This is a genomic window from Niveispirillum sp. FG156, assembly GCF_057809555.1.
On sequence record NZ_JBMDKE010000015.1, the window covers coordinates 76,354 to 94,446 of the forward strand.

Sequence of the window (18,093 nt, forward strand, 5' to 3'; positions counted from 1 at the left end):
CGCGCACCCGCGAAACACCCCCTTATTTTGTGTTTCATTCGGTTGCACAGACTTTTCGGAGCGGGCCCGTGCGCGTCTCTGAAAGACCTGCGTCGTTCCCTCACCCTCCCGACCGCTGACGCGCTCGGGCCCCTCCCTCTCCCGCCAAGCGGGCGAGGGGCAAAAACTTCTCCCCTCGCCCACGAACGTGGGAGAGGGAGGGGCCCAAGCCTGCCAAGGCTTGGGAGGGTGAGGGCACCCAATAACCCCCAACCGTCACCCCGCCACCACCACCTGTGCCGCTTCCCGCAAGGCCTTCACGAACGCCGTGACCGCCGCACTCTGGCTGCGGTTGCGCAGAAGGTGGATGCCGTCATTGGTCTGTTCGCCCGCCGCCATGGCATAGCAGGTCAGGCTCCCGTCCTGGCTGGCCGCCAGGGCCAGGGATCGCGGCACGACCGTGATGGCCGGCCCCTGCCGCACCACCTCCAGACAGGCAAGCGTGCTGTCCAGCTCATAGTCGGGAAAGCTGCGCTGGGCGATGCGGGTGCGGATGGCGGGGGCGAAGCGGTGCTCGCTGCCTGGTGCCGGGCGGGGCAGGGCCCAGGGCCGCTGCTCCACCGCGTCGCGCCGTCCCCGGCCCTCCGGCAGGGGGTGGGATGCGGCGGTGACGATCATCAGCGGTTCACGCGGCAGGGCCGTCACCACCACCTCGTCGGCATAGGCGGACCCGTCGAACTTGCTGATATCGCAGACGACAAGGTCCAGCGACCGGTCGACCAGACCTTGCAGCAGCACATCCGCCGTCCCGCCGGTCACGGTGACCCGCACCCCCTCATGCACCGCCCCGAACCGCCCGATGGCGCGGGTCAGCAGCGGGTTCATGGGATAGGGGCCGGCACCGACCCGGACCGTGCCCGACCCTGGTCGAGTCAACTGGTTGGCGGCACTGTCCAGGTTGCCGGCGGCGGCCAGCACATCCTGCACGGGCCGGATCAGCCGGTCGCCGGCATCGGTGGGCCGGACATAATGGGTGGTGCGGTCGAACAGGACGGCACCCAGTTCCTCCTCCAGCTTCTGGAGGCTGCGGCTCAACGCCGACTGGGTGATGGCCAGTTCGTCGGCGGCCCGCGCAAAGCTTTGCAGACGGTACAGCGCCTCGAAATGCTGAAGCCGGCGCAGGTTCATGACGCCCCTCCGATGAAGAACCGGGTGATCCAGCCCGTCAGCCTTCCATAGGGGGCGGCGACAAGATGGGATTGGTTGAAGCGGCCCATGCGCAGGACTGCGCGGGCATGGGACAGGCGCAGAAAGCCCTCATGCCCGTGATAGGCGCCGGTCCCGCTTTCGCCGACACCGCCAAAGGGCAGATCCTCCTGCCCGACATGCAGCATGGTGGCATTCACCGTCACCCCGCCCGACCGCGTGCTGTTCAGCACTTCGGCCACGCGGCTGCCATCGTCGGAATAGCAGTAAAGGGCCAGCGGCTTGGGCCGGTCATTGATGAAGGCCAGCGCATCCTCCACCCGGTCATAGGGCAGGATGGGCAGGATCGGTCCGAAAATCTCCTCCCGCATGGCCATGCTGTCGGTGGGCGGGTCGATCAGCAGGGTCGGCGGGAACAGGCGCTGGGCCGTGTCGCCGGCATCACGATGCCTGACCACCCGCCCGCCGGCGTCGGCCACCATCGCCGACAGGCGGGCGTGATGGCGGTCGGTGATGATGCTGGTATAGTCGGGATTGCCGGTGATGGTGGGGTACATGTCCTCCACCCGTCGCATCAACACCTGCGCAAAGGTCTCCATCCGGTCGCGCGGCACCAGCACATAGTCGGGCGCCACGCAGGTCTGGCCGGCATTGAAGAACTTGCCCATGGCGATGGTGCGCGCCGCCTTGTCCAGCGGATAATCGGGCAGGATCAGGACCGGCGACTTACCGCCCAGTTCCAGCGTCACGGGCGTCAGATTGTCCGCCGCCGCCTGCATCACCGCCCGCCCGACGCGGGTGGACCCGGTAAAGACCAGATGGTCGAAGGGCAGGCGGGAGAATGCGGTGGCCATGTCCGCCCCACCCGTCACCACCGCCACCTGATCCAGCGCAAACAGGGTGCCCAGCAAGGTGCGCAGCAACTCCCCCGTCAGGGGTGCCTGTTCCGACGGCTTGATCATCACCCGGTTGCCCGCCGCCAGCGCATCGACCAGCGGCCCCAGGGTCAGGAAAAGCGGGTAGTTCCAGGGCGACAGGATGCCGACCACGCCCAGCGGCTGATATTCTACCCGCGCGGATGCCGGCTGGAACGCCAGCCCCGCCATCCGTCGCCGGGGCCGCATCCAGTCCTTCAGATGCCGACGGACATGGCGGATACCGTTCAACAGCGGCATCAGCTCGCCCAACTCCGTCTCCTGACGGGCGCGGTTGCCGAAATCGGCGCTGACGGCGGTGATCAGGTCCCCCTGGTGCCGGCGGACCAGGCGGGCCAGACCATCAAGGGCGGCCAGCCGCGCCTTCAGGTCCGGCGCACCGTGACGCTTCACCGCCTCTTGCTGGCGCGCCAGCAGGCCTTGCAGGTCCGGCACCCCGTCCATCACGTTTCCTCAAGATTTCGTTCAATTGCTTATCCCGAACATACATGACCAAGGGTCTGTTGATGCGTCCATGGAAATCATCAGGTGATGATTTTTTGGCAAGATCACCATTGGACCGCCCCGAATATCATCGCCGAAGTTGCAAGGGCGGAACCCGATGACACTTCCATATCTGATTGTGGGCAGCCTGCTGTTCATCCTGTTCATCATTTTGCTGCACCATCTTCTGGGCCAGACCGCACGGGAAGGCATACCGGACCGGGAAGCGGCCTTGAACCGTTTCCGCGACATCCTGCCGGATGTGCCCGCTGCCGGTGCGGCCCTGTCCCGTGACGGGCTGTCCGCCCTGATCGACCTGGGGGCGGATAGCCGCTTCGGCCTGCTGCTGACCATGGGCCGGTACGCCACGGCGCGGGTGGTTGGGGCGGAGAATGTGACCGGTTGGGACCTGCGGGATAATGTTCTGACCCTGTCGCTGGCCGATTTCACGGCCCCGTCCTTCCGTCTTTCCTTCGCCGATCCGGCGGAGGCGGCGCACTGGCGGGCGCTGCTGGAAGCGCTGCGCAATAAATAACGACAATATCTGGGAAGAAACGATGCCGGACAACCTGAGCTATCCCGATGTCGCCACCCTGGCCAGCCCGGTTTATCTGCTGCTGCTGGTTCTTGAACTGCTGCTGATGCGCCTGAACCTGCTGCGCGCACATTATGAGACGCGGGACAGCGCCGCCAGTCTGGCCATGGGGGTCGGCTATGTCATCACCGGCCTGTTCTCCGGCCTGCTGATTGGTGGCGGCATTTCGGCCATCATGTTCTGGGTCTATGACCATCGCCTGTTCGATATCGGAACGTCGGTCTGGGCTATCGTCGCCTGCTTCCTGATCGACGACATGCGCTATTACTGGGCGCACCGGTTCATGCACCGTATCCGCTGGCTCTGGGCCAGCCATGTCGTCCATCATTCCAGCCAGCATTTCAACTTCGCCACGGCCCTGCGCCAGCCCTGGACCGGCGCCATCATGGGCCTGTTCGTGCTGAAGCTACCCCTGGCTTTCCTAGGCTTCCACCCGGCCATCCTGATCTTCGCGTCGTCCCTTAACCTGCTGTACCAGTTCTGGATCCATACGGAATCCATCCGCCGCATGCCGGCTTGGTTCGAGGCGGTGATGAACACGCCCTCCCATCACCGCGTCCACCATGGCTCCAACCCCCGCTATCTGGACTGCAACTATGCCGGCACCCTTATCATCTGGGACAAGCTGTTCGGGACCTTCGTGCCGGAACAGGATGATGATCCGGTGCGGTTCGGGCTGGTGCGTGATTTGGGCACCTTCAACCCGCTGCGCATCGCCTTTCATGAATTTTTCGGCATCGCCAAGGATCAGGCGCAGCGCGGCCTGTCGCTACGCGACCGCTTCCTCTACCTGTTCGGCCCGCCAGGGTGGAGCCATGATGGCAGCCGCGACGACACCGACAAGATCAAGGCGGCCTTCCTGCGCCGTCATCCGGAACAGGCCGGTACGCCGGGCCTGCCACCGGCCACCGGTGCGGGCATGCCCATGATGGGGCGGGAGGTGGCTGATGCTGCTGGCGGTCAGTGATGCAATCCTGGCGCTGGCCTGCCTCTGGGCTGGCTGGACCCTGCTGACGGAATTGGCGACGGGGCCTGTCCGTCTGCTGGCCGCCGCGATCCTGGCCCTGGCCATACCGTCCACCCTGGGCGCCCTGAAGTTTGCAGGGTGGGAGCCGGAATGGCTGACCATCCTGCATCGGGATGCGTCGGAGATTTACGCCCTGCTGGGCTTCGCCACCATTGCCATGGCCCTGTTTCTGCTGCACGCCACTCGCCGCGCCTCCTGGGTCGTGGGGATCGGCATTGTGCTTGTCGGTGGGCTGACCTTGGCGGGGCAGAAGGCACTGGTTGGGCCGCTATCCAGCCTCTTCATCTTAGCCGGCACCCTGCGTTTGCTGACGCGGACGACGCGGCTTTGGCTGGGCATGTCAATCCTGGGTGTCGTCCTTGCTGCGCTCACGCGGGTACCGGGACTGATGGGGCCGGACGCCCGCATCATCGGACTGCATCTGGGGCTGGCGCTGTGGGTGGCGACGCTGGCAATGGGGGTGCGGGATTATTCATCATCCTCTGCCGCCAGGATAGCCTGAATGTTTCGGGCTGCGTGCAGGATGTGGAGTACCAATACTCTCTTCGTTTCAACGCGATAAAGGATCAGGTAGCTTCCATGGATGCGCTGCCTGATGTCGTTTGTCACTCGAACTCGCAGCAGGGGCCAACTGTGAGGTTGCAGGCCAATAGCCTCCGCCTTAGCTGTCAGTTCATTGACGAATGACGCGGCACGGCGCGGATTGTCGATAGCGATATAGTTCGCTATTTCTTCGAGATCGCGACTGGCGCGTTGGGAGAGTTCGACCCTCACGCCTGTTCACGCTCCTTCGCCATGGCAAGATACTTCGCTTCAAGTCTTGCACGAACGGCCTCGACCGTTTCCACCCGACCGGCCGCGACGTCTTCCAGGCTTTCAGTGATGGCAGCTTCGATTTCAACTAAGGCATCCACCTGCTCCACCTGATCCCGCCGGATCAGGTCGCGGATATAGTCACTGACGCTGGCATATTGGCCGCTGTCGATACGGGACTGGACCCAGTCGCGCATGCGGTCGGGCACCGAAACGTTCATGGTCGCCATCGCGGCCTCCCTCTCAATCCGATCCCTATCATGCCATTTTTTGCCAAAGCCTGCCAAGACGGAGACCCTGCCTTGACCCGTGCTGCCCTGTCGTTGCGTCTGTTCGCCCTCTATCTGGGGGCCAATGGTCTGATCCTGCTGCTGGTCCCCAACCTGTTATTGGCCCTGCTGGGACTGGCCCCGACGGAAGAGCCTTGGATACGGGTCCTGGGGATCATCGTCTTCAATCTGGCGCTTTACTATCATGCCGGTGCCGATGGGGTGGCGTTCCAGCGGATCACGGTGGTCACGCGGGTCATTGTCCTGGTGGGCTTTTCGGGCTTGGTTCTGGCCGGTCTGGCGCCGGGCCTGCTGATCCTGTTCGGGCTGGTGGATTTCTCAGGCGCCATCTGGACGGCACTGGCCATGCGGCGGGACCGGGCTGTTTCCCAGAACGCATCACCATAGGTATCGCAATTCCCCTAACGTCTGACGGACAGCAACCAGGGACGGAGGGAAAGCGATGGGCACGGGGGCTAGCCTGAATACGGGCGAACGCGCCGCCAGCTTTGCCCGGCTGGAGGTGGAAACCTTCGATCTGGTTATCATCGGCGGCGGCATCACAGGGGCGGGGATCGCTCGTGATGCCGCCCTGCGCGGCCTGTCCGTCGCCCTGCTGGAGGCGCAGGATTACGCGTCGGGCACCAGCAGCCGGTCATCCAAGATGATCCATGGCGGCCTGCGCTATCTGGCCCAGGGCGATGTGGCCCTGGTCCGAGAAAGTGCGTCCGAGCGGCAGGTGCTGCGCCGCATCGCCCCGCATCTGGCCCGCATCACACCCTTCGTCATTCCCACCACGTCGCTGACCACGCAGGCCAAGCTGCGTGCCGCCCTGTGGAGCTTTGAGAAGCTGGGTGCGGTGCCAGCGGCGGAGCAGCATGAGGTCTGGGGCCTGGAGGAACTGGCGCGGCGGGAACCGCGTCTGCGCCGCGATCGGCTGAACGGTGCCGTCGCCTATCCGGAATTCCTGACCGACGATGCCCGCCTGACCCTGGCCAATGTGCGCTCTGCCGCCGCTGCCGGGGCTTTGGTCCTGAACCATGCGCGGGTGGAAAGCCTGCTGGAGGAGGGCGGGCGGGCCGTCGGCCTGATCGCCCGCTCCACCCTGGTGGGTGAGGACAAGGCGGCCCGCGTCAGGGCGCGGGTCGTCGTGAATGCCGCCGGCCCCTGGGTGGATGGGGTGCGGGCGTTGGCGGCGGGAGATGGCGACCGCCGGCTCTCCATCTCCAAGGGCATCCATATCGTGCTGCCGCGCGGTGTGCTGCCGGTGGCATCCACGCTGATCCTGCGCGCGCCGGACAAGCGCAATATCTTTGCTGTCCCGCGTGGGGACTTCACCTATCTGGGCACCACGGACCAGTTCCAGCCCGGTGTCGATTACTGGCCGGAGATTGGCCGTGCCGATATCGATTATCTGCTGAATGCCACCCAGGCCGCTATAGATGTGCCCACCATCCGGGACCAGCATATCGTTTCCCTGTGGGCCGGTATCCGCCCCCTGATCGGGGAGGCGGGAAAGAAGGCGACGGAAGTGTCGCGCAAGGATGAGATGTGGGTCGGCCCCAGCGGTGTCATCGCCATCGCGGGCGGCAAGCTGTCGGCCTATCGCGCCATGGCGTCTCGCATTGTGGATGAGGTTGCGGGGCGGTTGGGCCGGCGTTCGCCGCCCTGCCTGACGGCGGACCTGCCCCTGCCCGGTGGGGAGCGCGTTCTGGATGGCGATGACCGCTTGGACCGTCTTTACGGCACGGAGGCCACGTTGATCCGTGCCGCCGGCGGTGATGTGGCGGCGGAGGCCCGCCAGGCCGTCCTGCATGAAGGGGCCGCGACGCTGGAGGATTATTGGGTCCGGCGCAGTGCCAGGGCATGGTTCGACACCGACGCGGGCCGCGCAGCCCTGGCCCCGGCAGCAGAGGCCATGGGCCGGCTGCTGGGTTGGGATGAACGCCGCCGGGCCACCGAAATCCATCATTGCCTGCAACTGGACCGGAACAGCCGGCGGGCCCTGTCGCCCGGACCGGGGGGAGAATGACATGACTATCGCTACCCAACTGGCCGAACGGATTGGCCGCGACAAGGTGCTGGGCGACGCCGAAACGCTGCGCGCCCGCCGCTATGATCAATGGTGCGTGAAGCATCTGCGCGACTGGCGCGGTGAGCCTGTGCCCGCCCCCGGCATCGTGGTCCGGCCCGAAAGCGTGGCCGATGTCCGTCAGGTCGTACTGTTTGCCAATGAACGGCGCATTCCCCTGATCCCTTTCGGTCTGGGCAGTGGTGTCTGCGGCGGGGTGGAGCCGACGCCGGAGGCCATCCTGCTGGACATGGGCGGCATGGCGTCGGTGCGGTTCATTGATGAGACGAACCTGCTGGCCAGCTTCGATGCCGGCATGAACGGGCTGCTGGCGGAAGAAACGGTGGCGGCCCATGGCCTAACCATCGGTCATTGGCCGCAATCGATCGGGATCAGCAGCGTTGGCGGCTGGGTCTCCACCCGCGCCTCGGGCCAGTTCTCCACCGCCTATGGCAATATCGAGGACATGATCTATGCCGTGGAGGCGGTGATGCCCAATGGCGATATCGTCACAATGGGCAAGGCACCGCGCGCAGCAGCGGGGCCGGACCTGCGCCACCTGCTGATGGGGGCGGAGGGGACGATGGGCGTGGTCACCGGCGTCACCCTGTCGCTGCGCCGGGCCGCACCCTTCCGCCAATGTTCCATCTTCTTCGCCAAGGACATGGAGGCGGGGTTCGAGGCGCAGCGGCGGATCATCCAGGCCGACTGGAAGCCGCCCGTGATGCGCCAGTATGATGGTCGGGAGGTTCGCCGACTGTTCAAGGATTTTCAACGCGATGGCCAGTCCCTGTTGCTGATGGTGCATGAAGGTCCGCGCGAACGGGTGGAGGCGGAGATGCCCGCCATCGCCGTCATCGCGGCGGCGGCGGGGCTGGAACCGGGTGATCCGGCGGCGGCCGAACAATGGCTGGCGCGCCGTAACCATGTGCCCACCTGGAAGGACATGTTCGAACGCGGCTATGTCGCCGATACCGCCGAAATCTCTGGCACCTGGACACAGATCGCCGACATCTACAATGATGTCATCCACGACCTGAACGGGGTTGACGGCGTCATCAATGCATCGGCGCACAGTTCCCATGTCTACCGTTCCGGGATTAATCTGTATTTCTCCTTCGCCGCGACGTTCGAGGATACAGGCTCCATGGAACCCGCCTATTTCGAATGCTGGCGCCGCATTATGGAGGCCACGGCCCGCCATGGCGGCGGGGTGGCGCACCATCATGGTGCGGGCCGGCTGCGCAAACCCTATCTGGCTCATGATCTGGGGTCCGGTGGCGTGGCCCTGCTGCGCCGGTTGAAGGCGGCAATGGACCCGAACGGGATCATGAACCCAGGCAACCTGATCCCCGATGCCTGAACTGCTGCTGGCCCTTGATTGCGGCACCACGGGTGCCCGTGCCCTGCTGATCGATGCGGGCGGCACCGTGCTGGCGGGGGCCAAGCAGCCTATCCCATCCGCTTTCCCGGCGCCTGGAAGGGTGGAACAGGATGGGGAACAGGTCTGGGCCATCTGCCGGGCGGTCATCGCCCGCGCACTGGATCAGGCAGGGCGTTCCATGCAGGACGTGGCCGCCATCGGCGTGACGTCGCAGCGGTCCAGCACGGTCCTGTGGGATCGCGCCACCGGGCGTCCCATGGCCCCGATCCTGGTCTGGAGCGATCTGCGCGGCATGAACCGGTACAAGCAGCTGCGCTCTGCCGGCTTCATGCTGTGGCCGCAGGTGCCGGCGGCGAAGCTGGAAGCCGCACTGGATCTCGTCCCCGATGGCCGTGCCCGCATGGGGCGGGGTGACCTGTGCTGGGGCACGCTGGACAGCTATCTGATCTTCCGCCTGACGGGTGGCGGGGCACATGTCACCGATATCGGATCGGCGTGGCTGTCGGGCTATATTGGCTATCCTGACCATGCCGGTTGGAACCCCACCCTGATCGCGCATCAGGGGCTGGGGCTAGGCCTGTTTCCCGCCATCACCGACAGTTGGGGCCCCATCGGGAGGACCGAACCATCGCTGTTCGGCGCATCCGTGCCCGTGACGGCGGTCATCGCGGATCAGCAGGCGGGCATGTTGGCCCATGGGCGGCTGTCGGCGGGGGCCTGGAAAGCCACTTATGGCACATCGGGCGTCCTGATGGCGTCCACCGGTGCCAACCCGGTCAGCCCGCATCGCACCATACCCATCCAGGCCATGACAAAGGCGGGCGACCAGATTTCCTGGTGTGTGGAGGGCATGGTGATCAGTTGCGGCGCCTTCCTGACCTGGCTGTGCCAGGAGATGGGCATGTTTGCCGATGCCGCCGCCTTGTCGGATGCCGCCGCCAGCGTGCCGGACACGCGCGGCGTTATCGTTCGCCCCTCGCTGCAGGGGCTGGGCGCACCGCACGGGCGGTTTCATGAACGCGCCCTGATCTCCGGCCTGGATGCCGGGGCTTGCCGTGCCCATGTGGCCCGCGCGGCCTTGCAGGGCCTTGCCTTCCGCATGATGGAAATTGCCCGCGCCGTGGCCGCCACGCCGGGTCTTTCAACACCCGATCACCTGCCCGTGGATGGGGGTGTCAGCGCCAGCGCGCCACTGTTGCAGATGCAGGCGGATGCACTGGGCCTGACCGTCCGCCGGCATCTTGTGAAGGAGGCAACGGCCTATGGTGCCGCCATCGCCGCCGGCCTGGGTGTCGGCGTGATTGAGATCGGCGATCTGCCCAGCTTCGCCCGCTATGATGCGGAATTCACGCCGCGCATGAGCCGGGACGAAGCGGAAGCCACCTATCAGGCCTGGGCCAAGGTCGCCCTAGCCTGACCCCTTACTCCGCCTCCGCTGGCTTCAGCACCGGTTGCATCAGATGCAGCCAGCCGAGTGCCAGCAGGTAGGACACGGACACCAGCGCGAACATGGGGGAGTAGGACCCGCCCGTCGCCAGCACCCAGCCGGCGGCCTGCAGGACCGCCATGCCCGCCAGATTGCCACACAGCGCACCGATGGAAATGACGGTGGCGATCCGGCCTTGCGGGATGATGTCGGTGGCCGTGGCGAACAGGTTCACGGAGAAGCCCTGATGTGCCGCCAGCGTCAGGCCCAGCAGCGCCACGGCCAGCCAGTAATTCTGCACCAGCAGGACCAGCGGCACCGGCAGAACCAGCAAGGCGCAGATCAGCAGGGTCAGCTTGCGGGCACGGTTGATGCTCATGCCCGCCGCCAGCATGCGGCCCGACACATAGCCGCCGGTCAGCGACCCGAAGGCGGCGATGGCATAGATGGTGGCCAGCGGCACACCGAAGCTGCGCATGTCCAGCCCGAAGACGCGGGTGAACAGGTCCGGCATCCACATCAGCAGGAACCACCAGACCTGATCGGAAAACACTTTGGCCCCGGCAAAGGCCCAGGTGCGGCGGTCTGTCAGGACCTGACCCCACGACACCTTGGCCCCGCCTGTGACGGCGACAGGGGTCGGGGGTGTCTGGAAATAGGGCAGGCGGGTCAAGGCCCACCAGGCGACGACCCACACCAGACCCAGCCCACCCATGATGTAGAATGCCGACCGCCAGCCATAAGTCAGCGCGATGACGGGCACCGCCAGGGGGGCGATGATGGCCCCGATATTGCCCGCCGCATTGACGAAACCCAAGGCCAGCGACCGTTCGTTGGCCTGGAACCAGATAGACACGGTCTTGATGGCTGCCGGTGTGCCCAAAGCCTCGGTCGCACCCAGGGCCACGCGGACCAGTTTGAACTCCGTCAGGGTGGTCGCCATGCCGTGGACGATGGCGGCCAGGCTCCACGACCCGACCGCAGCGGGATTGCCAACGCGCCAGCCCATGCGGTCGATCATCCAGCCGGCAAAGACGAAGGCGACGGCTGCCGCCCCCTGGAACAGGGCGACCAGCGTGCCGTAGTCTGCATCGCTCCATCCCAGTTCCTTTTCCAGCATGGGTTTCAGCACGGCGATGATCTGCCGGTCCGTGTAGTTCAGGATGCCCGCCATCATGACGAGCGCCAGCAGCAGGGTACGGTGAATGCCGAAACGCATGGGGTCGTCCTTGTCGTTGGCTTGCTGATGCAATCTTCTTTTCGTCATCCCGGCGAAAGCCGGGACCCAGGGCCACAAGCCCGATCTCTCGGCAGCTTTGATCTTAGCGGCGTTGAGGTTGGATCCTACGGCCCTGGGTCCCGGCTTTCGCCGGGATGACGGGGAGTGGATTAGCCTATACCCCTGATGCCCGTGAACAGCGCCGTCCAGGCACTGCCCTGGCGGTAGAATAATGGCGGCTTGCCCAACGGTGCATCCACCGTCACCGTCTGCCCACCGGCATGCACGCTGCCCGTCCAGACCTCCACCCAATCGGTTCCGGCCGGCAGATATGTCGTCCAACGGTCCACACCCGGCTGAATGACGGGCGCAACCAGAAGGTCGGCGCCATAGAGATAGCTTTCCTGCAGGGCATACGTGGCGGGATCGTCGGGGAAATGCAGGAACAGTGGACGTTGCACCGGCAGGCCCGTCGCCACCGCCTCTTCCGACAGGGATCGCAGATAGGGGGCCATATGGGCATAGAGGCGGGTCATGCGGGCGAAATGCGCCAGGACCTGTTCATCCTCGTCGATCTGCACATTCTCACGCGGGCGGTTGCCTTCATGACCGCGCATCACGGCGGTGAAGGCGGCCATTTCCGACCAGCGCATGATCAGTTCCGGTGTGCGGACATTGCCGAACAGGCTGGTGTAACCGCCGATATCGCTGTGATGATAGGCATTGCCCAGCAGGCCCGATGACAGGGCCGCCGTGATGACCGTGCCGATGCCGTCATGCCGGCTGAAATCGACCGATTGATCACCGGCCCAGAGCAGCGGGCAGTGTCGCTGCACCCCGCTATAGCCGGCGCGCATGAAGAACAATGCCTCACCCGTCTTGCCCCGGTTGGCCACGGCACGGGCATTCACCTCTGCCCACAGGACGGGCCAGGCATTATGGGCCAGCATGCCGGGCGTGCCGTCATGCAGCCGGACATCGGTCGGCAGATACTCCCCGAAATCCGCCATCCAGCCGGACAGGCCGAAATCCAGCATATTCTGCCCGATTACGCGTTCGGCGAACCAGGCGGCGGCGGCAGGGTTGGTGAAATCCACCACGCCGCAATCGAACTCCCCGAAATCGACCGTATAGGTCTCGTCGCTGTCCAGCTTCCTGGCCAGATACCCCGCCGCTTCCGCTTCCGGGAAGAAGCTGCCATCAACGCACAGATAGGGGTTCACATAGCCCAGGAAGCGGATGCCGCGTTCATGCAGCTCCTTGATCTTCACATCCAGGCCCGGATAGCGCGTGGCGTTCCATTTCCAGTCCCAGAACAGGCGGCTGCCAAAACTGGTGATGCGCAAGCCCACCCAATCCTCGCACCACAGGCCGGACAGGGCGGCCCCGGATGCGGCATATTTCTCCAGCCGTTCGAAGCTTTTCGCCCCGTCCTTCAACCCGACGATGGCGCCCTTCAGCACCCAGTCGGGCAAGGGAGGCTGCCGCCCGAACCGGTCGGACAGGGCCGTGACCAGATCGGTGAAGGCATCGCGCGCCCACAGCTCGATCGTCACCGGTGCGGCCCAGATTTCCAGCTCGTGCCAGCCGTCCTTGCGGAAATCGAAGGCACTGTAAGCCGTAGTGTCGATATGCAGGGCGTAGCGGCGTGACGACAGGTAAGTCGGCTGCGGATAGTTGGTCTTGTAATAATCGCCGCCGGCCTTGCCCTTCTGATCGGACTGGAAGGTCAGCAGGGTGGATTTGTCCCGGCCCACGCCGGGTTCCGACGTCCAGAGCGGGAAGCGGCGGCCACGCATGTCGAAATAGGAGAGCTGTTCACCCCCACCCCAGACATGCTCACCTTTTTCCGCCACAACCCTCAGCCACAGGCGGTTGAGCGTAGGGTCGATGGCGTCGATGCGGATGCGGGCATCCTGCGCGCCACCCGACAGGGTCAGGGTGACCAGCGGCGGCAGGGACGAGGCGATGGACAGGGCGATGCGGGCATTGCCATCACTGTCACGTGTCAGGGTCGCGTGGCGCAGGCCCACCCGCTCCTCGACATTATCCTCGATGTCGAAATGGCCGTGATACATCTCCACACGCGGGTCACCCCGACCGACATAGAGGCACGGCGCATCAGATCGGTGGCGCAGGATATTGCGACCTGCCAGGATCAGGTCGAAGCCGCCATCCGTCTCAACCAATTGCATGTCGTTCCCTTCCCTCAATAGTCCATGCGCGGCGGGGTGCGCCCGGCGTCTGGCTTTCTATTTATCCGTACTCTTATGTCTAATATAAGACTTAAGAAGCCACCCTGTCCAGCCATCGGGTTGGGAATGAGGAAATGAGGGCGAAAAGCTAAAGGGAGGAACGCATGTTCGGGCTGATGCAGGACTGGCCGCTGACCGTGAACCGGATCATCGATCATGCCGCGCGCTGGGATGGGGCGCGGCCCGTGGTGTCGCGGCGGGTGGAGGCTTCGGCGGACGGGGCACTGTCCGTTACAAATTATGCCACCCTGCGCACCCGTGCCCGCTGCTTGACCACGGCTCTGCGCGGGCTGGGCGTGGGGCTGGGTGATCGGGTGGCGACACTGGCCTGGAACAGCGACCGGCATCTGGAGGCGTGGTTCGCCATCATGGGTTTGGGGGCCGTCTGCCACACGCTGAACCCGCGCCTGTTCAAGGACCAGCTGCGTTTCATCATCAACCATGCCGGCGATCGCGTGATCCTGGCCGATCCGGTCTTTGCCGGCCTGGTGGCTGATATACTGCCCGACTGCCCCACCGTTACCCATGTGGTTCTGTTGTGCGGCGAGGGGGATGTGGACCGCGCCCTGCTGCCACAGGCCATCGCCTACGAGGACTGGATCGCCGCGCATGGTGATGATGGGCGCCCCTGGGGCGATTTCGATGAACGTCAGGCGGCGGCCCTTTGCTACACCTCCGGCACCACGGGCAATCCCAAGGGGGTGCTGTATTCCCACCGCTCCACCATGATCCATATGTGGATGACGTTGCAGCCCGATGTCATGGGCCTGTCGGTGCGTGACGTGGCCCTGCCCATCGTGCCCATGTACCATGCCAATGCCTGGGGCATTCCCCTATCCACGGCGGCGGTGGGATGCAAGCTGGTATTGCCGGGATCGCGGCTGGACCCGGCCTCGCTCTTGGACCTCATCCATGGGCAGGGGGTAACCTTTGCCGCCGCCGTGCCCACAATCTGGCAGGCCATCATCCAGCATCTGGAGCGGCATGGCGGCGATTTCGGGCCGTTGCGCCGGGTCATCATCGGCGGTGCCGCCTGTCCCGAAGCGGTGCTGCGCCGGCTGCACGATTATGGGTTGGAGGCGCGCCACGCCTGGGGCATGACCGAAACCTCCCCCATCGGTACGCATTTCAAGCTGGTCCCCGAACTAGCGGGGACGGGGTTTGAGGAACAGATGCCTTATCGCATCCGCCAGGGCCGCCCGCCGCTGGGCATCGATCTGGCCCTGCGCGGACAGGACGGCACCTATCTGCCCCATGACGGGCAGCAGATGGGACGCCTGCAGGTGCGCGGCCCTGTGGTGGCCGGTGGCTATCTGCATGGCGATGGCGGGCAGGTGCTGGACGCAGATGGCTGGTTCGATACGGGCGACATCGCCGATATCGATGGCTACGGCTTCATGCGCATCGCCGACCGGGCCAAGGATGTGATCAAGTCCGGCGGCGAGTGGATCAGTTCGCTGGAGATCGAGAATATCGCCTCCAGCCATCCCAAGGCCGCCCTCTGCGCCGCCATCGCCATCCCCGATCCCAAATGGGATGAACGCCCGTTGCTTGTGGTGCAGCTGAAGCCGGAAACGGATGCCACGGCGGCGGAATTCCTGGCGCATTTTCAGGGACGCCTGTCGAAATGGCAGATCCCCGATGATGTGATGTTCGTATCCGCCATGCCGCTGGGTGCGACGGGCAAGATCGACAAGAAGGTGTTGCGCGCCATGCTCGCCACCCGCTAGATCGGGTTTACGTTGACTGGAATCGCCCCCCTATCGTCATCCCGGCGAAAGCCGGGACCCAGCGTAGAGCCGCGTCTGCCGCGACGAGAGTCATATCGGCGCTGACCGCGCCTCACGCTGGGTCCCGGCTTTCGCCGGGATGACGATGAAAACGCGGTTCCAGTCAAAAGAAGTTCGCTCTAGAGCTGTTTTCGGTTGACCGGAAACAGCTCCGGCGGCGACCGCCGCCGCGCCGCACGTGCGGCGTAAGCCCGAGCTGCGGATGCAGCGACGGCGATTGAGGAATACGCTCCAATAAAAAATCCCCCGGTGCCAGGGACGGCACCGGGGGTGGAGAAGGCATATTGTTGGGACTGAACCCCGGATCAGAAATTGACCCGGGCGGAGGCGCCGAAATAACGCTCGGCGTCGCGCGGCGTGATCTGACGCATGAAGGCGGTGCCGTTCGGAATACGCAGGATCACATACTGCTTGTCGGTGATGTTCTTGGCGACCAGCGACAGACGATATTTGTCATCATCCGACGTCCAGGCCAGAACGGCATCCCAGGTGGAATAGCCGCTCTGGACCGCATTGGGGTTTTGGTTGATGTCGAACCCCTGCTTGGACGTGAACTGTACCGTGTTCGACAGGTTCAGATCGCCGTTGGGCAGTTCGACCGGCAGGCGCCAATCGGCGGTGACCGATCCCTTCCACTTGGCGGAGAAGGGCAGCTGCTTGCCATTGATGGCGTCGGCGCAGGTGGGGTTGGTGGTCGGGCACTTGAACTTGTCGATGCGTGCCTTGGTGTAGGAAACGCCGCCATTGAATTCCAGGTCGCGGCTGGCGGCCCAGGTAAAGTCGGCTTCCAGACCGCGGGTCGACACGGAGCCGGCATTGGTCAGGCGGGTCACCACTTGCCCTGCCACCAGTTCCAGATTATTGGCCTGATACCCGTCATAGACGGTCTTGAAGGCAGCCAGGTTCAGCATCAGGCCTGCTTCAGGGAAACGGGTCTTCAGGCCGGCTTCATAGGCGTTGGACGTCTCTTCCGAGATGGGCAGCGTGTCAGTGCCAATCATGTTGAAGAAGACATTCAGCGCCGGACCCTTATAGCCACGGGTATATGTCGCATAGCCGATGATATCGTCGGCGAAATCATACTGGAGGCCGGCATTGCCGGAGATGCCATCCTGCTTGGTGGTGCCGCTGGCGGCGAAGGCCGGACGCACGCCGGGGAAGGCGGCGGTGGAGGTGGAACGGCGGGCGAAGTCGAAGGAGACCTTGTCCTCCGTATAGCGACCGCCCAGGATGGCGCGGAAATCATCCGTGAAATTGACCGTCGCCTGACCGAAGGCCGCATAGTTCTTCAGCTTGGTCGTGAAATCGGCATTGCCTTCATTGGTGGTGAAGGTCGATGCGCCTGCCCGGCAGGGCAGCAACCCATTCACCGCCGCCAGGGTGGTTGCGGTACAGGCGGTGACAGTACGGTTGAAGAAGTCCACTTCCTTGGTGGTGTAGTAGTAAACGCCGGCCACGTAATCGATGAAGTTCTGACCCGTGGAGGCGATACGCAGTTCCTGCGTGAACTGATCAAAGGACAGGTCGCCCCGGTCGTGGGAGCGGACATCGCTGGCCGCCGCGCCGGTGGCGACGTAAAGCGGTGCGTCGGAACGGAAGTCACCATCGCGCTGCTGATAATTATACCAGTGGCGGTAGGCGGTGATGGAGGTGATGGCCGCCGCGCCCAGGTCGATATCGGCCTGCAAGGAGACGCCGGAATTCTTGTCCCGCGTCTTGGGGTCCAGATCGTTGTCAATATCCTTGTTCTTGGCACCCGGCGTCAGCGGGGCCAGCGACGGCTTGAAAATCTGGTCCTGATAGGCGCCGGGGAAAACCGTGCCGATACTGTCGGCATAGCCATTGTCATTACCCTTGGCATAGTCGGCGATGGCCGTGAAGGTCACATTCTCCGTGGCATCCAGCACCAGCTTCATACGGGCGCCATAGCGTTCGTAGCCGTTGACGTCATGGCCATTGAACACGTTCTTGCCGTTTCCATCGAAATGGCTGAAGAAACCCGTGACCAGCCCCGACAGCTTGTCCGACAGGGGGCCGGAGACGCCGGCCTTCAGGCGGTATTCGTTGCCCTCGTAATAGGAGGCCTCGGCAAAGCCCTTGGGCGTGGAGGAGGGGGAGCGGGTGGTGATGTTCACCACACCGGCTGACGCGTTCTTGCCGAAGATCGAACCCTGCGGACCACGCAGCACTTCAACCCGTTCCAGGTCCAGGAAGTCGGCCGTCTGCTGTCCGGCGCGGGCATAGACGACGCCGTCAATGACGGTCGATACCGACGGCTCCACACCCGACGCGAAGGAGATCGTGCCCACACCACGGATGGAGATGGCGCTGTCTTTGTTGGTGTTGCCCTTGCGGAAGGTGATGGTCGGTACGCGCTGGAACAGCTGTTCTGCGGAATTGATGTTGGCCTGTTCCAGCTGATCGCCGGTCACCACGCTGATGGCGACGGGCACGTCCTGCAGGTTCTGGACGCGCTTTTGGGCCGTCACGATGATTTCTTCCAGAAGAAAGCCACCATCGGCACTGTTCTGCGCGACAGCGGAGCCGGACAGGCCCATCACCGCCATGGCCGTGCCGGCCGCAAGCCGTCTCAGATGCTTTGCATGCTGCATGTCATTTCCTCCCTGTTCAATTGTCGGCT

The 18,093-nt window shown here is 64.5% G+C and carries 15 protein-coding genes; 8 read left to right on the plus strand and 7 right to left on the minus strand.

Features of this window, described 5'->3' with window-relative positions; all coding sequences use genetic code 11:
- Nucleotides 1-255 precede the first annotated feature (255 nt).
- Both ACODSP_RS11445 and ACODSP_RS11450 read right to left on the minus strand, forming a co-directional pair.
- A complete protein-coding gene (locus ACODSP_RS11445) occupies nt 256-1,167 on the minus strand; it encodes a LysR family transcriptional regulator (RefSeq protein ID WP_488965725.1) in 912 nt (303 codons plus the stop codon).
- Nucleotides 1,164-2,564 carry a coniferyl aldehyde dehydrogenase gene (locus ACODSP_RS11450; RefSeq protein WP_488965726.1) on the minus strand — a complete coding sequence of 467 codons (1,401 nt, stop codon included), beginning with the start codon at nt 2,562-2,564 and terminating at the stop codon, nt 1,164-1,166. Before ACODSP_RS11450 ends, ACODSP_RS11445 begins: the two co-directional genes overlap by 4 nt.
- 157 nt (nt 2,565-2,721) lie before the next feature.
- Between ACODSP_RS11450 and ACODSP_RS11455 the strand changes: the two genes are divergently transcribed.
- From ACODSP_RS11455 to ACODSP_RS11465, 3 genes are read left to right on the plus strand one after another with little or no spacing between them, the layout of a single operon-like run.
- The gene (locus tag ACODSP_RS11455; protein WP_488965727.1) at nt 2,722-3,138 is read left to right on the plus strand and encodes a hypothetical protein; all 417 of its coding nucleotides are present in this window, start codon (nt 2,722-2,724) and stop codon (nt 3,136-3,138) included.
- A gap of 22 nt (nt 3,139-3,160) precedes the next feature.
- The gene (locus ACODSP_RS11460) at nt 3,161-4,165 is read left to right on the plus strand and encodes a sterol desaturase family protein (protein WP_488965728.1); all 1,005 of its coding nucleotides are present in this window, start codon (nt 3,161-3,163) and stop codon (nt 4,163-4,165) included.
- Nucleotides 4,146-4,727 carry a hypothetical protein gene (locus ACODSP_RS11465; RefSeq protein WP_488965729.1) on the plus strand — a complete coding sequence of 194 codons (582 nt, stop codon included), beginning with the start codon at nt 4,146-4,148 and terminating at the stop codon, nt 4,725-4,727. Before ACODSP_RS11460 ends, ACODSP_RS11465 begins: the two co-directional genes overlap by 20 nt.
- Here ACODSP_RS11465 and ACODSP_RS11470 read toward each other — a convergent pair.
- Together ACODSP_RS11470 and ACODSP_RS11475 are read right to left on the minus strand one after the other, a co-directional pair.
- Entirely contained in the window at nt 4,694-4,999 is a 306-nt protein-coding gene (locus tag ACODSP_RS11470; RefSeq protein ID WP_488965730.1) for a type II toxin-antitoxin system RelE/ParE family toxin, read from the minus strand. The two genes, ACODSP_RS11465 and ACODSP_RS11470, sit on opposite strands and share 34 nt — an antisense overlap.
- Nucleotides 4,996-5,268 (minus strand): type II toxin-antitoxin system ParD family antitoxin, encoded by a 273-nt coding sequence (locus tag ACODSP_RS11475; RefSeq protein WP_488965731.1) that lies wholly within the window; start codon nt 5,266-5,268, stop codon nt 4,996-4,998. The genes ACODSP_RS11470 and ACODSP_RS11475 overlap by 4 nt, the downstream gene beginning before the upstream one ends.
- Before the next feature lie 72 nt (nt 5,269-5,340).
- On the opposite strand from ACODSP_RS11475, the gene ACODSP_RS11480 reads away from it, so the two are divergent.
- Genes ACODSP_RS11480 through ACODSP_RS11495 form a run of 4 tightly spaced genes read left to right on the plus strand, consistent with a single transcriptional unit; the run spans nt 5,341 to nt 10,179 of the window.
- Nucleotides 5,341-5,715 carry a hypothetical protein gene (locus ACODSP_RS11480; protein ID WP_488965732.1) on the plus strand — a complete coding sequence of 125 codons (375 nt, stop codon included), beginning with the start codon at nt 5,341-5,343 and terminating at the stop codon, nt 5,713-5,715.
- 55 nt (nt 5,716-5,770) lie between these two features.
- On the plus strand, nt 5,771-7,339 hold the full coding sequence (locus tag ACODSP_RS11485; protein WP_488965733.1) for a glycerol-3-phosphate dehydrogenase/oxidase: 1,569 nt from the start codon (nt 5,771-5,773) through the stop codon (nt 7,337-7,339).
- 1 nt (nt 7,340) lies between these two features.
- Nucleotides 7,341-8,741, plus strand: a complete 1,401-nt coding sequence (locus tag ACODSP_RS11490; protein ID WP_488965734.1) for an FAD-binding oxidoreductase — start codon at nt 7,341-7,343, stop codon at nt 8,739-8,741.
- Nucleotides 8,734-10,179, plus strand: coding sequence for an FGGY family carbohydrate kinase (locus tag ACODSP_RS11495; RefSeq protein WP_488965735.1), 1,446 nt, complete (start codon nt 8,734-8,736; stop codon nt 10,177-10,179). Before ACODSP_RS11490 ends, ACODSP_RS11495 begins: the two co-directional genes overlap by 8 nt.
- A 4-nt stretch (nt 10,180-10,183) precedes the next feature.
- Here ACODSP_RS11495 and ACODSP_RS11500 read toward each other — a convergent pair whose 3' ends face one another.
- Nucleotides 10,184-11,407 carry an MFS transporter gene (locus tag ACODSP_RS11500; RefSeq protein WP_488965736.1) on the minus strand — a complete coding sequence of 408 codons (1,224 nt, stop codon included), beginning with the start codon at nt 11,405-11,407 and terminating at the stop codon, nt 10,184-10,186.
- A 170-nt stretch (nt 11,408-11,577) separates the two neighbouring features.
- Nucleotides 11,578-13,602 (minus strand): alpha-glucosidase, encoded by a 2,025-nt coding sequence (locus ACODSP_RS11505; RefSeq protein WP_488965737.1) that lies wholly within the window; start codon nt 13,600-13,602, stop codon nt 11,578-11,580.
- Nucleotides 13,603-13,766: 164 nt separating this feature from the next.
- Here ACODSP_RS11505 and ACODSP_RS11510 point away from each other — a divergent pair, with 164 nt between their 5' ends.
- Complete coding sequence (locus ACODSP_RS11510) at nt 13,767-15,392, plus strand: long-chain fatty acid--CoA ligase (RefSeq protein ID WP_488965738.1); 1,626 nt, start codon at nt 13,767-13,769, stop codon at nt 15,390-15,392.
- Between the two features lie 365 nt (nt 15,393-15,757).
- Here the strand turns inward: ACODSP_RS11510 and ACODSP_RS11515 are convergent, their stop codons facing one another.
- Nucleotides 15,758-18,064: a TonB-dependent receptor gene (locus ACODSP_RS11515; protein ID WP_488965739.1), complete on the minus strand. Its 2,307-nt coding sequence runs from the start codon at nt 18,062-18,064 to the stop codon at nt 15,758-15,760.
- Between the last annotated feature and the right edge of the window lie 29 nt (nt 18,065-18,093).